Source organism: Deltaproteobacteria bacterium, assembly GCA_009930495.1.
GTDB lineage: Bacteria > Desulfobacterota > Desulfovibrionia > Desulfovibrionales > Desulfomicrobiaceae > Desulfomicrobium.
Genome location: RZYB01000055.1, coordinates 1 through 14,914, shown reverse-complemented (window position 1 = coordinate 14,914; position 14,914 = coordinate 1). Strand labels below are relative to the sequence as shown.

The window sequence follows — 14,914 nt, the reverse complement described above, 5'->3', positions numbered from 1 at the left end:
GCTGTTGGAGAAAAGCGAGGTCTGTTTCCGCCAGGGAGGCAGGACGTGCCGGTTTTTGTCCGGGACTTCTGGTTTTGGCGGCCGATCGGTGGAATTTTGGCGATCCGACCAGGATTTGATCCCGAGTTGACCCCTTGTCCCGCGCGGGGGTACATGGTGATCAGGTCCGCCACGTGGTCGGGCCTTGGCTTTTCGTCTAACCCAGGAGTTTTGTCATGATGTCTCGCAAAATCGTGTCCAAATGCATGTTTTTTCTTGCCCTGGCGTCCATGGCCATGATGGTGGGCTGCGCCTCCAGCCGGTCCGGCCAGGTCTACGGCCGGAGCCAGGCCTTGCAGGAGATGCGCGTGTATTATGGGACCATTCTCGAAGTCCGCCCCGTGCAGATCGAGGGCACCCAGAGCGGTGTCGGCGCCGTGGCGGGCGGTGTCGCGGGTGGCGTGCTCGGCAGCATGGTCGGCGGCGGCAGGGGCCATGTCGTTGGCGGGGTTCTCGGAGCCCTGGGCGGCGCGGCCGGCGGCGCCTTGGCGGAAGAGGCCGTGACCAAGAAGAAGGGCGTCGAGATCACCGTGGAAATGGACAACGGCGAGATTGTCAGCGTGGTCCAGGAAGCTGACGATGAGTATTTTGTCGGCGACCGGATTCGCCTGCTGCGTGCCTCGGACGGCACGTCCCGCGTCCGCCAGTAACCTTTTACCGCAATTTCGGAGATCGCATGGACCTCTCCCTGGTCGATATCAAAAATCCGCAGAATCTGAACATGATTCTCGGGCAGTCACACTTCATCAAAACCGTGGAGGATATCCACGAGGCCATGGTCAACGCCGTGCCCGGCGCGAAATTCGGCCTGGCTTTCTGCGAGGCTTCCGACGCCTGTCTGATCCGGACTTCGGGCACGGACCCCGCCCTCGTGGATCTGGCCACGGAAAATGCCCAGGCCCTTTCGGCCGGGCACAGCTTTATTGTGTTCATGCGCGATATGTTCCCCATCAATGTCGTCAACGCCGTCCAGAACGTGCCCGAGGTGGTCCGTCTGTTTTGCGCCACGGCCAATCCGGTGCAGGTCATCGTGGCCCAGAGCGAACAGGGCCGGGGTATTCTTGGCGTCATCGATGGGTTTTCCTCCAAGGGCGTCGAGACCGAGGCCGACAAGAGCAAGCGGGCCGGATTGCTGCGCATGATCGGCTACAAGTTTTAGATGCCGCCGTCCAAACCCGCCGCGACGATCCTGGTGGTGGACGACGATCCCTTTGTTCGCGCCACCACCGGGACGTACCTTCGTTCCAAGGGTTTTGTCGTGCTGGAGGCGGAAAACGGCCGGCAGGCGTTGGAGATGCTCCAGACCCATGGCCCGGATCTGCTTTTGGTCGATCTGAAGATGCCGGTCATGGACGGGCTGGAACTGTTGTTCCGCATGTCCGAAAAGCTCGTGCGGACCCCGGTGCTGGTTTTTTCCGGCGAGGGCGGCCTGGACGAGGCCGTCGAAGCCCTGCGCCGGGGGGCCTGGGATTATCTGGTCAAACCCATCCCCTCCATGTCCGTCCTGGATCATGCCGTGGACAAAGCCCTGGAACGGGCGGCCCTGATCCGGGAAAACGAGAATTACCGGCTCAACTTGGAACAGTTGGTGTTGATCCGCACCGAGGAATTGCACAAGGCCAACCGCGAGCTGGAAATTCAGTTTCACAAACAGCAGAAATTGGGCGTCATTGGCACTTTGGCCGGAGGCATGGCCCATGATTTCAATAATATCCTGTCGGCCATTTCTTTTTCCAACGAGCTTATCCGCGATTCGGTCCTCTCAGGCGCCCTGCCGGACCAGGAGGATATGGACCGTATCGGCCGGGTTTGTCAGCGCGGCGCGTCCCTGATCCGCAGTATCCTGCATTTTACCGGGAAGATGCACGATGAGTTCGTTCTTTTTCCCCTGACCGCCGTTTTGCGCGAGACCCTGAACATCATCAAGGGCACCACTCCGTCCCGAATCGAAATCGTCGCCGACATCGACGACAATCTTGGCCTGCTTTTTGGCGATCCGGCCCATGTACAGCAGGTGGTCATGAATCTGGTCACCAACGCCATCCACGCCATGCGCGACAGGGTCGCGCCCCGGCTGCGGATTTGGGCCCATGTCTGCCCCGAGGATCGGCGCGGGATGATGGTGCCGCCATCGGGCATGGACCTGATCCTTTTGGCCATCGCGGACAACGGCGAGGGGGTGGAGGACGTGGAACGGCTGTGCGAGCCGTTTTTCACCACCAAACCCCCGGACGAGGGTACGGGCCTGGGTTTGTTCGTGACCAAGAAATTCGTCAAGACACTCAAGGGGCGTTTGCGCATCGAGTCCACGCCGGGTCAGGGGACCACGGTTTCCGTCTTTCTCCCCACGACTCCCGGCATGGACCTGACCTGGGATGATCCGTTGAGCTGCCCCCTGCCGCAGGGGTTGGCGGAGCGAATCCTGATCATCGAATCCCATCCCGAGGTGCGGGCCTCCATTTCTTCCCTGCTGGCCCGGCTTGGCTACCAGTCGTGCGCGGCTCCCAATCTCGCGCATGGTCTGGGCATGATCCTGGGGACCTCCCAACGGTACGACCTGGTTTTGTGCGAGGATGTCTCCCAGGCGGAACTGGAGAATTTGTGCGTGGCCATCAAGCATTCCTCGCCGGCCACCCGCGTCGCCCTGATCACCAATCAGACCAGCGACGAGATGTGCCGCCTGTTTCCCGGCGTGTGCATGACCATCCCCAAGCCCGTGGATCTGACCACCTTGGCCCGGACCCTGGAATCCTGTCTGCGGCGTCCGGTTTGTGAAATCTGAAAGGGCGCGTTGCCTTCGCCGCCCGGCGGACTTATCAACCAACCTCGGATCTTTCACCTTCAGGAGGCTGCCATGGAACATGTTGACATTCTTATTATCGGCCAAGGCCCGGCCGGACTTTCCGCCGCCATCTACACCGCCCGCGCCGGCATGGACACCCTGATTCTTGGATGCGCTCCCAAGGTCGCGGGGGATTATGACATCGACAATTATTTTGGGTTCATGGAATCCATTTCCGGCAAGGATTTGATCGAACGCGGTCGTCTGCAGGCCGCCAAATTCGGCGCGGGCATGCGGTGTGACCGGGTTTTGGGCGTGCATCAGACCGAGGATGGTGCGTTCGTTGGCAAGACCGAAACCCAGGAAATTTCGGCCCAGGCCTTGATCCTGGCCACGGGCGTGTCCCGCATCCGTCCCGGCATCGACAACCTGGGCGATTACGAGGGCAAGGGCGTGTCCTACTGTGTCAGTTGCGATGGTTTTTTCATGCGTGGCAAGCCGGTGCTGGTTGTGGGCGAGGGCAATTTCGCCGCCAATCAGGCCCTGGAACTGACCCAGTACACGCCACGGGTCACGGTCTGCGCCCAGGGCAAGGAAGTATCCATGAGCGAGGAATTCCTGTACCGACTGCGCGAGAGCGATATCCCCGTGCTCGAGGACAAGGTGACGTCCCTGGCTGGTGACGGTGGCTTGGAACGGGCCGTCCTGGACTCCGGGAAGGAGCTTGATGCCCAGGGATTGTTCGTGGCCATGGGTCAGGCCTCGTCCAGCGATTTTGCCTATACCCTGGGCTTGGCCCGCAATGGCCAGTTCATCGAAACCGACCGCGAGCAACGGACCAATGTGCCTGGGGTTTTTGCCGCCGGGGATTGTGTCGGCCGTTTTTTGCAGATCAGCGTCGCCGTGGGCGAGGGCGCTTTGGCCGGCCGCGCGGCCATCGGACATGTCAAGGAACGTCGTCGGAGCGCTTGACAAACTTTGGATGCAGGACATAACAACCGCAATCCGTCACGCACGGGCCCATAGCTCAGTTGGTAGAGCCCCCGGCTCATAACCGGATGGTCCCAGGTTCGACCCCTGGTGGGCCCACCACGAATAAATCCGGAAGCGTCCGGATGCATACAAAAGCTCTTGAGAAATCAGGGGCTTTTTTCTTTTCTGGCTCTCCATGCGTCCGGATGAATCCGGTTGTAACCGGGGTCCGATCTGGGCAACAATCCGGGTAAGGCTTCAAAAACCTCCCGCTCCAAACGAGACAGCCCCGGATATCCGGGGCTGTCTCGTTTGGGGCGGGGAATGGCCTATTGCATGATGAACCGGGCTTGGCCCACGCATTCCACGCCTTTTATTGTTTTGAATTTGACGTGGAAATGAATCTAGCGGCCGACGCAGAAGTAGGCGAAGCCCTCGACCGCCATCAGGCTTGGCGCGTAGAGGTTGCGGCCGTCGAAGAGGATGGGCGCGGTCAGGCTCTTTTTGATTTTGGCGAAGTCCGGGTTGCGGAACTGGTTCCACTCGGTGACCACGGCCAGGGCGTTGGCGCCGTCGATGGCTGTGTATTGGTCGTCGCAAATTTCAACCAAAGGGTTGTCGGCCAGAATGCGGCGAGCATTGCTTCCGGCCACCGGGTCAAAGGCCTTGATGCGCATGCCCAGGGCCGTCAGGTGTCGGATCAGCTCCAGGGACGGAGCCTCGCGCATGTCGTCGGTGTTGGCCTTGAAGGCCAGGCCCCACAGGGCCAGGGTCTTGCCGGCAACTCCGCCTTGATCCGCGAAATAGGATTCGATCTTGCGCGCGATGAGCACTTTCTGGCGGTCGTTGACCTCGTCCACGGCGGACAGAAGCTGTGGCTCGTAGCCCGCGCCCTTGGCCGTGCCGATGAGGGCCTTGACGTCCTTTGGGAAGCAGGAGCCGCCGTAGCCCACGCCGGGATAGATGAACTGGTACCCGATGCGGTGGTCCGCGCCGATGCCGTGGCGCACGTCGCGCACGTCGGCCCCGACCCGTTCGCAGATATTGGCGACTTCATTGATGAAGGAGATCTTGGTCGCCAGCATGCAGTTGGCGGCGTACTTGGTCATCTCGGCGCTGCGGATGCCCATGACGATCATCTTTTCCCGGCTGCGGGCATAGGGCGCGTACAGGGTGCGCAGCAGTTCCGCCGTGCGCACATTGTCCGTGCCGACCACGACCCGATCGGGCTTCATGAAGTCGTTGATGGCGTCGCCTTCCTTCAGGAACTCGGGGTTGGAGACCACGTCGAATTCCACGTGGAGTCCGCGTTTGTCCAACTCGTCCTGGATGATGTTTCGCACCGCGTCGGCCGTGCCCACCGGCACCGTCGATTTGTCGACGAAGATGGTGTAGCCGGTCATGGTCTGGCCCACGCTGGCGGCCACCTGCTTGACGTAGCGCAGGTCGGCCGTGCCGTCCTCGCCCTCGGGCGTGCCCACGCAGCAGAAGACGAAGAGGCTGTCCTTCATGCCCTCGGCCAGGTCCGTGGTGAAGGTCAGGCGGCCTTCCTGGGTGTTGCGGCGGACCATGACGTCCAGGCCGGGTTCGTAGATGTGGACCTCGCCTTTTTTCAGGCGGGCGACCACGTCGGGGTTGATGTCCACGCAGGCCACGGTGTTGCCCATCTCCGCGAAGCAGGCGGCGGAGACCAGGCCGACATAGCCCGTTCCGACAATGCATATATTCATGGATGTGTTCTCCTTGTAAATTTCCGGATCAGACGCCGGAAAAACGTTTGGCGAGCATGATTTTGAGGATGGTCCGGTCGGTTTCGATCATGCCTTCGGTGCTCAGGGTGCCGATGTTGCGCATGGTTTGCTCGGGCGAGGCGCCGATGATTCCGTCCGTGGCCATGACATTGATTCCCTGCAGGGAAAAAAGAGCCGCCTGCACGGACGCACCGGCCGCGGTGGCCAGTTTCAGGGCGCATCCGGCCTTGGCCCCGTCGCAGATGACTCCGGCCAGATCCTCGGTGATGTTCTTGATGGCCCCGGCGATATGCGCGGCGCCGCCGCCCAGAAGGTAGGTCACGCCGGCGCTGGCCCCGGCTCCGGCAGCCACGGAGCAGCCGCAGATGGCGGAAAGGCGTCCGGTATGGGCCTTGATGTAGGCCGTGACCAGATGGCTCAGGGCAATGGCTTCAAGCACCGTGCGATCATCGCAATCGATGAAATCCCGGATGGCCCAGATGGGCAGGATGGCGGTCAGGCCGTGGTTGCCACTGCCGGCCGAACTCATGGCCGGCAATTTGACTCCGCCCATGCGCGCGTCGGCGGCGGCCGAGGTTAGGATGCGCGCGGCCAGGATCATGTCCCGGCAAATGAGTTTTTGGCGGACCAGCCTGTCCAGGGTTTTGCCGACCCCCAGGCCCGGTCCGTGCTTGAGGCCATATTCGGCCAGACGAAGGTTGGTGCGCACACCTTCCATCAGAAATTCGCGGTCCTCGTTGTCGAGGTCGTCCAAGAGGTGGAGCAGGTCGTCCAGGGACAGGGTTTTGATCCACGCTTCCAGACGGGGCATGTCCGAGGCCGGGATGGGTCGGGCGTCGCGCGCGGCCGGCACGTCGGTGTCGTCCAGGCGCAGGCTGGTCACGTTGTCGTGCATGTCGCGGATGACGGCCTCGGCGCTGTGCGCGCCGCCGGTGACCACGGCCCGGATGAACAGGCCGCGATGATCCTCCAGCAGGTGGATTTCGACCTTGCCGTCGCGGACAAAATCACGTGCTTCGAGCACGGCCGCGTCATCCAGGGGCTCCAGGACTTCCAGGCCCAGGGCCGGATCGCCGCCAAAAGCGCCCAGGGCGGCGGCCAGGTCCAGGCCGCTTAAGCCTCCTGTGCCGGGGATGATCACGGCCAAACCGTTTTTGTAGATATTGGGATCGACCCAGATGTCGATGCGTCCGGGTCGTTCCGGTAGGGCCGCCTTCGCGGCCGCGGCGGCCAGGGCCACGGCCACGGGTTCGGTGCAGCCCAGGGCCGGCGCGACCTGCAGGCGCAGAATGTCTTTCACGGAAAAACTCATGCCATCACCGCTTTTTGGAGTGAAAAGCCGGTTTCATGGCCGAGTTCCCGCCGGGTGTCAAACCGCCTCATTTCTCCTCATGCAGGCGCGGCTCGAAGAGCTGCACCAATTGCAGGAAAAGCTCGGGGATTTTGTTCGGATCGGCCGCGGCCGATCCCGCATAGATTTTGGTGATTTCCAGGGCCGTGTCGATGCCCGTGGTCTTGCCGAAACCCACGTCAAAAAAATCGTCCAGTCGTTTTCGCAGAATGGGATCCATACGCACCTCCAGGGGATGACTCAATCTTGTTGTGAAAATAGCACGACTGGCGGAAAAGTCCATCTCCACGCCGTCATTCATGGTTCGTCCGGTTTCCGGGTCGCGCGGGTTCCAGGGCCAGGAGCACGGCCTCGGGCGTGGCCGGACAGGGCAGGTCCACGGCTCGTCCGCAGGCGGATTCCAGGGCGTCGCGGATGGCGAAATAGACCGCCTCGCCGTAGATGAGGGGTGGTTCGCCCACGGCCTTGCTGCCCTTGACGCTGGCCTTGTCGCAGGACCGTTCGACCAGTTCGATGTGCAGTGCCTCTGGTAGATCGCGAAAGCCCGGAATTTTATAGGTCGAGGGCGTCGCCGTCAGGCAGCGTCCGGCCTTGTCGCGGACCAGCTCTTCCATGGTCATCCAGCCCAGGCCCTGGAAAAACGCGCCTGCGACCTGGCCTAGGTCGATGTCCGGGTGCAGGGAGCGGCCGGTTTCGTGGACGACGTGCGTCTCGACGACGCGGGACTGGCCGGAGACCAGATCCACCTCGGCCAGGACCAGGGCGCAGCCCAGGACAAAGTACAGAAACGGATGTCCCTGGCCGGTCCTTGCGTCGTAAAAAATGCCCTCGGGCGCGGCGAAACCATGCGCGCCAAGATTGACTCTATCGGCGTGGGCGGCCGCCGCCACGTCCGCGAAGGGCACGGTCCGTTCGGGACGGCGCAGGTCGTGGGCCTGATTCTGGGCGAAGACCACATATTCCGGGGGTATGTCCGTTCCGTCTTTCGCGCGCAGAAGTTTTGCCGCCACGGGCCGCAGCCGGGCGAGAAGGGTTCTTGCGGCATCCTGGGCGGCCAGGCCGTTCAAGTCCGAGCCCGTGGACGCCGCCGTGGGCGAGGCATTGGCGATGCGACTGGTGCTGGCCGTCTCGACGCGGACGCGATCCAGGGGCAGGCCCAGCTCCTCGGCCAGGACCAGGGCGACCTTGGTGTTCACGGCCTGTCCCATTTCCACCCCGCCATGGGACAGGGCCACGGAGCCGTCGCGCAGAATCCAGATCAGGGCCGAGCCCTGGTTTAAAAACGTCGTCGTGAAGGAAATGCCGAACTTGACCGGGACCACGCCCAGACCGCGCCGCAGGGTGGACTGGGCGTCATTGAAGGCGTCCGCCTCCCGGCGCAGCCGGGGATAGTCCGCCGTGGTTTTCAGCCGGTCCAGCAGATCGGCGCCATGGGCGTCCGTCACGGGCTGCCCGTAGGGCGTGGCTTGTCCTTCGCGGTAGCAGTTGCGCCGCCGGATTTCGAAGGGGTCCAGACCAAGATGACGGGCGACGCGCTCCATGACGTGTTCCGTGACGAAAATCCCCTGGGGCGCGCCAAAGCCGCGAAAGGCGGTGTTGGGCGGGGTGTTCGTGCGGCAGACCAAGCCGGTGATGCGGGCCGCAGGCAGGAAATAGGCGTTGTCGGCGTGGAGCATGGCCCGTTCCAAAACCGGCAGGGACAGGTCCAGAAAGGCTCCGCCGTCGGAAATGAGGGTCAGTTCATAGCCTAGGATGCGGCCCGTGTCGTCAAAACCCACCCGGTAGCGGCCGGCAAAAGGGTGGCGTTTGCCGGTCCAGGCCATGTCCTCGGTCCGGCTCAGGCGTAGTTCCACGGGGCGGCCCGTTACGTGGCAGGCCAGGGCGGCCAGGCAGGCCCAGATGGTCGCGCCGCGCTCCTTGCCACCAAAGGCCCCGCCCAGTCTGGGCACGTCCACGGTGATGTCGTGGCCAGGCAGGCCCAGAATGCGGGCCGCCATTTCCTGGATTTCGGCCGTGCTTTGGGTGGCCGAAAACAGGGTCATGGTCCGACCTTCTCCCGGAACGGCCCGGCAGATCTGGGTTTCCAGATAGAAGTGCTCCTGCCCGCCGCAGCGGACTTCTCCTTCCAAAACATGCGCGCTGGCCGTCAGGGCCGCTTGGACATCGCCCCGGACGATGGTCTTGGCCGGGGCGAAAAAGTGCTGCCGGGCCACGGCCTGGGCCGCGCCAAGCACGGCGGGCAGGGGCGTGTAGTCGATTTCGATCATTTCCAGGGCCGCCCGCGCCAGTGCCTTTGTTGCGGCCGCGACCACGGCCACGGGCTGACCGACATAGGACACGATTTTGCCGGGCAAAAGAGGCTCGTCGTGGCGGATGAGCCCGATGCGGTTCAGGCCCGGAATGTCGGCCCATGTCAGCACGGCGGCCACGCCTGGCATGGCGGTGGCCGCCCCGGTCCGGATGGCGTTGATCCGGGCATGGGCATGGGGGCTGGTCAGGGGCATGACCTGGAGCATGCCTTGTGGCGCGGGCTCGTCGCCAATGAATCGGGACGCGCCGGTGACGTGCAGCAAATTGGGGTTGATGCTCATGATGCGCCTCCCATGGGCCGTGGTTGGAGCGGGATCAGTTCGCGCGGCGTCTGCCCGCCAAGCGCGGCCAGATGATGAGCGACATGGTTGCGGACCAGCAGACGGCGGTAGTCCGCGCCGCCGCGCACGTCCGAGAGGGGCGCGACTTCGCTGGCCGCCAGAAGGCTGGCCTCGCGGATCAATTCCGGCGTCAGCTCGCGGCCGTGGAGCAGGGTCATGGTTTGGCGCAGGAGAACCGGCGTGGCCGCGACTCCGGCGCAGGAGATGCGCGGGTTTTGTCCGTCCGCCCCGGCGCACAGGGCCGAACTGACGGCGGCGATGTCCACGGCGCCGCGCCGGGCGGACTTGCGCCAATCCCACGGGCCGGTCTGGGGCGGGACTTCCAGGGCGATGATGATTTCCCGTGGAGCCAGGGCCGTATGGCGATAGCCCAGGAAGAATTGCTCCAAAGGCAGACGGCGTTCGCCGTCCGGGCCACGCAGAACGAGCACGGCGTTCAGGGCCAGCAGGGCCGTGGACCCGTCGCCGATGGGCGAGGCCGTGGCCACGTTTCCGGCCAGGGTGGCCCGGTTGCGGATTTGGGCCGAGGCCATCTGGGACACGGCTCTGGCCAGCAGGGGCAGGCGGACGCGGATCAGGTCCGAGCGCGGGATGTCGCTTAGGGTGGCCATGGCTCCGATGCGGATCAGACCACTTTCGTCGCGGATGAAGCGCAATTCGCGCAGGGCTTCGAGGTCCACCAGATGCCGGGCGTGGGCGTGTTTCAGATTGGCTTCGACCTGGATGTCCGTGCCGCCGGCCAGGATGCGGACGTTTTCGTCCAGTTCGGTCAGCAGGGTGAAGAGTTGGTCCAGGCTTTGGGGGCGGTGGTAGTCCTGGCGCGGCGCGCCTGCCTCGCCCGGAGCTTCTTCCCAGGCCAGAGGCGGCAGCTCGGCCAGGCGCTGGGGCGCATCCCGGCAGCAGTCCGGCAGGATGCGGGCAGGATCAATCCCGGATTGGCGCAAGGCCCGTGCCGCGTCCCGAATGGTCGTGTAGCCCGTGCAGCGGCAGAGGTTGCCTTCCAGGGCGCTGGCGATGTCCTCGTCCGAGGGCTGGGGCGTGGCCGCGAACAGCCCGAGCAAGGACATGATCTGGCCGGGCGTGCAGAAACCGCACTGCACGGCGTGGGCGTCGAGCATGGCCTGCTGGATGGGGTGGAGATTGTCCGCGTCGCCCAGCCCTTCGACGGTCAGAACATGGCGGCCGTGCAACCGGGGCGCGGGCACGAGGCAGGCGTTGACCGCTTCGTGATGCATTTGGCCATCCCGGATTTCGCCGATGAGCACGGTGCAGGCACCGCAGTCGCCCTCGTTGCAGCCTTCCTTGACGCCCGTGCGCCCCAGGGCGCGCAGCAGGTCCAGGGCGGTCTGGCCGGGGCGGACCGTGGCGCGGATTTCCTGGCCGTTGAGCAGGAAGGCGATGCGCGGAATTTTCGTCATGGCGGCCTCGTTGGTCGGATGGTTCGACTGACGAGGTCATCATACACCAGGATGGACCCGAGGAAAGGGGGTATTTTGATGGATTTCGCGCCGGTTGCCTTGACCCGGTGTTTTTGGGCGGGTCGGGTCGAGGCGCATGGGTCGAGTTCGTGAAGACGTCCTGGGCGGTTTCGGTCGTTTTTCTTTTGTGCTAGGTTTGCGTCATTCAGACCACGGGAGGCATGATGAACACCACCGATACGTCCGCGACCGTCGATGCCCTGAAAAACGACATCCAGCGTCACGTTGCCCTGACCCTGGGCAGCGATCCCTTTCCACCGCGCCAGGAACGCTATTATCTCGGCCTGTGCTACAGCGTGCGCGACCGTCTGCTGGGAAAATGGCTGGAAACGCAGCGTTCGTACTACGATTCCATTTCCAAGCGCGTTTATTATATGTCCTTGGAATTTTTGCCTGGTCAATTTTTAATGAATTATATCCAGGCTCTGGGGATCGAGGAGGAATGCCGCGCGGCGGTCCGCGATTTTGGCATGGATCTGGACGATCTCGTCGAGGAGGAATGGAATCCAGGCCTGGGCAACGGCGGCCTGGGGCGATTGGCCTCCTGCTACATGGACTCCCTGGCGACCTGTAAGATTCCGGGCTATGGATATGGAATTCTTTATGATTACGGGATATTTTATCAGACCATCGTGGATGGCCACCAACAGGAAGGGGCCGACAACTGGTTGCGTCAGGACTCGCCCTGGGTGCTCAAGCGCGGCAATTTCATGTGCAAGATCCATTTTTACGGGCGGGTCGAGGACTATGCGGACAGCGCCGGGCATCAGCGTTTTCGCTGGGTTGACACCGAGACGGTCATGGCCATGGCCTGCGACATCCTCGTGCCCGGATTCCAAAACGGCAACGTGACCAACATGCGCCTGTGGAAAGCGATATCCAGCCGGGATTTCGAATTGGAGCATTTCAACCAGGGCGATTATATCGGCGCGGTCCAGGCCAAGGTCGAGAGCGAGAACATTTCCAAGGTGCTCTATCCCAACGACACCAGCCCGCGTGGCAAGGAGTTGCGCCTCCGGCAACAGTATTTTTTCGTGGCGGCCACCTTTCAGGACATCATGCGCCGCTTTCGCAAGAACAATTATTCCTCGTTCGATTGCTTCCCGGACCAGATCACGGTCCAGTTGAACGACACCCATCCGGCCATCGCCATCGCCGAATTGATGCGTATCCTTCTCGACGAGGAGGCCATGGGCTGGGAGCGGGCCTGGGCCATTTGCCAGAAGACCTTTGCCTACACCAACCACACGGTTTTGCCCGAAGCCCTGGAACTCTGGTCCGTGGATTTGATCGGGCGCATGCTGCCCCGACACCTGCGGATTATTTTCGAGATCAACCGGCGGTTTCTCGAGGAGGTTCAGTCCAGATATCCAGGCCGGGACAACCTGGCGCGGGACTTGTCGATCATTGCCGAGGGCGAGACCAAGCAGGTCCGCATGGCCCATCTGGCGATCATTGGCAGCCATACCGTCAATGGCGTGGCCGAACTGCATTCACAAATTTTGCGCGAGCGCCTGTTTCGGGATTTTCATGAACTCTATCCGGGGAAATTCATCAACGTCACCAACGGGATCACGCCCCGGCGGTGGCTGCTGCAAGCCAATCCGGACCTGTCCGAGCTGATCACCTCGGTCATCGGTCCGGACTGGATCACGGACTTGGACCGATTGTCCGGTCTGGCCGCTTACGCCGACGATCCGAAGTTTCAGCAGCGCTGGCAGGAGGTCAAGCGCCGCAACAAAAAGCTCTTGGCCCGCTACGTGCTGCGCAAGCTGGGCATGGGCATCAACCCGTCCACGCTGTTCGACGTGCACGTCAAGCGCATTCACGAATACAAGCGCCAGTTGCTCAATGTTCTGCACGTTATCACCCTCTATAATCGCATCCGGCGTCAGAACGGGGACATCCACAGTCCACGCACGGTTTTTTTCGCCGGCAAGGCCGCGCCGGGCTATGTCCAGGCCAAGCTGATCATTAAATTGATCAATTCCGTGGCCTGGGTCGTCAACGCCGATCCGGCCGTGAGCAATCAGCTCAAGGTGGTTTTCTTGCCCAACTATTGCGTGTCCCAGGCCGAGCGCATCATTCCGGCCACGGACTTGTCCGAGCAGATATCCACGGCGGGCATGGAAGCCTCGGGCACGGGCAACATGAAATTCGCCCTGAACGGGGCCTTGACCATTGGCACCCTGGACGGGGCCAATATCGAAATCCGGGAAGAGGTCGGGGTCGAGAATTTTTTTCTCTTTGGCTTGACCGAGAACGAGGTCCAGGCCAAGCGCGCCTCCGGGCATGATCCGCTGGCCGTGTACGAATCCTCGCGCGAGTTGAAACAGGCCCTGGACATGATTTCCTCGGGCCATTTCAGTCCGGAACAGCCCGACCTGTTCCGGCCCATTGTCGATTCCCTGCTGGTTCGGGGGGATTATTATCTGGTTCTGGCGGATTACGCGGATTATGTCGCCACCCAGACCCGGGTGGGGCAGATCTATCTGGACCAGACCGCCTGGACGCGCATGTCCATCCTGAACACCGCCAACATGGGCAAGTTTTCCAGCGACCGGGCCGTGATGGAATACGCCCGCGACATCTGGAAGATTCCGCCCCTGGACTAGGCCCGCCCCGGCAGGGGCTCGATATCCAGCACCGACGACGCCCAGGCCCCGGCCTCGCGGGCCAGGGTCAGGGTTGTTTCCGGGTCGAGGCTCAGTTCCAGGAAGGCACGGGTCATGGCCTGGGCGTCGTCGTCCTCGACCACGCGCATCAGATTGACGAGCGGGGTGTATTCGCACGGCGCGTCTCCGACGAGGGCTTTTTTCTGGGCGTCGGTCAGGGGCAGGAAGGCCAAGGCGTCGGCCATGGGCTGGCCCAGGATGACATCCAGCAGGGAGAACATGCCCAGCAGAAACATTTCATCCGGGCTGAAGTCCCAGTAGTCATAACGCAGAACCACCCGTTCCAGAAATTTGCCCCGCGTCAGGGCCAGGTGCAGGACTTCCGTCTGCTGGCCGTCCTGGGCCATGTCCGCCAGGAGCACGGCCCGCAGCCAGTTGCGCAGGTTGTTCCAGCCCAGCAGGACCATGGCTTGGCGGATGGAATCGATTTTGCGGGCAAAGCCAAAGGCCGGCGAGTTGAGATAGGTCAGCAACCGGTAGCTCAGACTGACATCGGACTGAATGGTCCGGGCCAGGTTGTCCAAATCCGGTTCGCGGTCCTCGACGAGGCCCATGATCCGCAAGCGGGAGTTGTGATGGGCCGAGAGCTTTTTGCCGGGGATGATCTCGGCGGTTTTGAAATACCGGCCCTGAAACAAATCGAAGCCAAGGGCGTGCGCGTCGTCGAGAATGCTTTGGGAGGCGACGTTGCGGACAATGCCGGTGGTGCCGCTCCGGATTATGGCCGACAGACTGTCCTGGGTGGATTGTTCCGCGTCCGCGATGCACAGGCTGGCCAGGCCCAGGAGGGGGGACGTGGGCGTGGCCGCATGGTCCCATTCCAGGGCGATGTGATGGCCCTCGGCGGCCAGCTCTTCCAGGGCGGGCAGCAGGGTGGCGTCTGTCTGGTGGGCGGCGCCGATCAGGATCACCGAGGAACGCGCCGGCAAGGCGCGGGGGAGGAAATTCAGGATTTGGTCGCGGGTGTAGGCGATGATGATTTTTTTGTTCCGGGCAAGAATGGTGTTCAGCCCGACATAATCACCGGTGATGACCGCCGCGCCGACGCTGTCCTTGTCGGCCGAGGATGGAAGGCCGGAGACGCGCTCGGCCGTGGTTTGGAGTTCATAGCCCCATACGGTCTTGGACGAGGTGAAGATCGGATTGCGCGCGAGCAGGCGTAAATTGGTGGATTCGGGCATCGGGGTGGCCATGCGGATCTCCTTGGAGTTAATG

Annotated in this window: 11 protein-coding genes and 1 tRNA gene; 6 read left to right on the top strand and 6 right to left on the bottom strand. The window is 62.7% G+C overall.

Translation table 11 applies throughout. The features are described 5' to 3' along the window. The first annotated feature begins 245 nt into the window (after positions 1-245). The 5 genes from EOL86_06715 (at position 246) to EOL86_06695 (ending at position 3,913) form a co-directional block, all read left to right on the top strand. Positions 246-689, top strand: coding sequence for a hypothetical protein (locus EOL86_06715; GenBank protein ID NCD25266.1), 444 nt, complete (start codon positions 246-248; stop codon positions 687-689). Positions 690-715: 26 nt separating this feature from the next. After that, positions 716-1,198, top strand: coding sequence for a hypothetical protein (locus tag EOL86_06710; GenBank protein NCD25265.1), 483 nt, complete (start codon positions 716-718; stop codon positions 1,196-1,198). Beyond that, entirely contained in the window at positions 1,199-2,821 is a 1,623-nt protein-coding gene (locus EOL86_06705; GenBank protein NCD25264.1) for a hybrid sensor histidine kinase/response regulator, read from the top strand. It begins immediately after the preceding gene. A gap of 72 nt (positions 2,822-2,893) precedes the next feature. After that, a complete protein-coding gene (locus EOL86_06700) occupies positions 2,894-3,793 on the top strand; it encodes an NAD(P)/FAD-dependent oxidoreductase (protein ID NCD25263.1) in 900 nt (299 codons plus the stop codon). 44 nt (positions 3,794-3,837) lie between these two features. Then, positions 3,838-3,913 (top strand) — tRNA-Met (locus EOL86_06695). A gap of 284 nt (positions 3,914-4,197) precedes the next feature. Here EOL86_06695 and EOL86_06690 read toward each other — a convergent pair. The 5 genes from EOL86_06690 to EOL86_06670 all read right to left on the bottom strand — a co-directional run bounded on the left by EOL86_06690 (position 4,198) and on the right by EOL86_06670 (position 10,964). After that, positions 4,198-5,523, bottom strand: a complete 1,326-nt coding sequence (locus tag EOL86_06690; protein ID NCD25262.1) for a UDP-glucose/GDP-mannose dehydrogenase family protein — start codon at positions 5,521-5,523, stop codon at positions 4,198-4,200. 28 nt (positions 5,524-5,551) lie between these two features. After that, the gene (locus EOL86_06685) at positions 5,552-6,856 is read right to left on the bottom strand and encodes a serine dehydratase subunit alpha family protein (protein ID NCD25261.1); all 1,305 of its coding nucleotides are present in this window, start codon (positions 6,854-6,856) and stop codon (positions 5,552-5,554) included. Between the two features lie 67 nt (positions 6,857-6,923). Continuing rightward, positions 6,924-7,115 (bottom strand): hypothetical protein, encoded by a 192-nt coding sequence (locus EOL86_06680; protein ID NCD25260.1) that lies wholly within the window; start codon positions 7,113-7,115, stop codon positions 6,924-6,926. 73 nt (positions 7,116-7,188) lie between these two features. Beyond that, on the bottom strand, positions 7,189-9,486 hold the full coding sequence (locus EOL86_06675) for a xanthine dehydrogenase (GenBank protein ID NCD25259.1): 2,298 nt from the start codon (positions 9,484-9,486) through the stop codon (positions 7,189-7,191). Then, the gene (locus tag EOL86_06670) at positions 9,483-10,964 is read right to left on the bottom strand and encodes a 2Fe-2S iron-sulfur cluster binding domain-containing protein (GenBank protein ID NCD25258.1); all 1,482 of its coding nucleotides are present in this window, start codon (positions 10,962-10,964) and stop codon (positions 9,483-9,485) included. Before EOL86_06670 ends, EOL86_06675 begins: the two co-directional genes overlap by 4 nt. A 221-nt stretch (positions 10,965-11,185) precedes the next feature. Between EOL86_06670 and EOL86_06665 the strand changes: the two genes are divergently transcribed. Beyond that, positions 11,186-13,639 (top strand): glycogen/starch/alpha-glucan phosphorylase, encoded by a 2,454-nt coding sequence (locus EOL86_06665; protein NCD25257.1) that lies wholly within the window; start codon positions 11,186-11,188, stop codon positions 13,637-13,639. On the opposite strand, the gene EOL86_06660 is transcribed toward EOL86_06665, so the two are convergent. Further along, complete coding sequence (locus EOL86_06660; protein NCD25256.1) at positions 13,636-14,892, bottom strand: HDOD domain-containing protein; 1,257 nt, start codon at positions 14,890-14,892, stop codon at positions 13,636-13,638. The two genes, EOL86_06665 and EOL86_06660, sit on opposite strands and share 4 nt — an antisense overlap. Between the last annotated feature and the right edge of the window lie 22 nt (positions 14,893-14,914).